This is a genomic window from Mucilaginibacter sp. P2_A5 (assembly GCF_056404995.1).
On sequence record NZ_JBFUCY010000084.1, the window covers coordinates 1 to 736 of the forward strand.

General features: G+C 38.0%; 1 protein-coding gene. It reads right to left on the bottom strand.

Annotated features, from left to right (window positions below; genetic code table 11):
• The coding region (locus AC1DXF_RS29445; RefSeq protein ID WP_477452251.1) for a transposase at positions 1 to 697 on the bottom strand (697 nt) is incomplete at its 3' end.
• Between the last annotated feature and the right edge of the window lie 39 nt (positions 698 to 736).

Below are 736 nucleotides of genomic sequence, written 5' to 3' on the forward strand. Positions count from 1 at the left end.
CTTGACACTTTACAGCTTTGACAGGTGTAAGCATAGTTGCGTTTGCTTTTATTTCTAAGTCTTTAAAGTATGGTATATCATGATATATTTTGTCTCCAAAGAAGGTCCGGTTTGTTATGCCGCCCCAATCCTGCTTAAAGACGTTCAAATCGCTCTCAGATGCGGTAGTGATGATAATTTGTTCGGGAAAAGGCATTCTATTAGGTCTGGAAAAAGCCAATGCATGTAACTTAAGTCCATAATAATATAAGGACTTGGTGCCACAAAATCCTTTGTCGGTAATTTCAGTGGCCACTTTTCCGCTTCGTTTACCAGAGCAGGTAATAATGGGCATAGAATCAAGCAAGCTCATATCAAGCCTGCAATCCGAGGGTATGAAATCTGAAACCGAACGGGCAGCTATTAAYTTGAAAGCTTCGCTAAGACGATTTAATCTTCTGTTAAATGCCTGATAAGAAGGTAAGGCAGGAAACCAKGAACGCATGTACTGATCCGCAAAAGCATATATCTGAGAAACTTTAAACCTTTGCTCCTGCTGGACAACAAAAAGATATAAAGTTATCATTTCCTGATCTGTAAATTCAGGTTTATCATTATTCGTGTATCTTTGATATAAGTATTGAAGTTCTTCGTCGTGTAACTTGCAGATATGCAAATAGATAGCGATTAGTTTGAGTGCTTTAGCCTTGGGAATCATTCTTAAAGTTCGATGTGGTAATCTTCTTTAAGATACTGA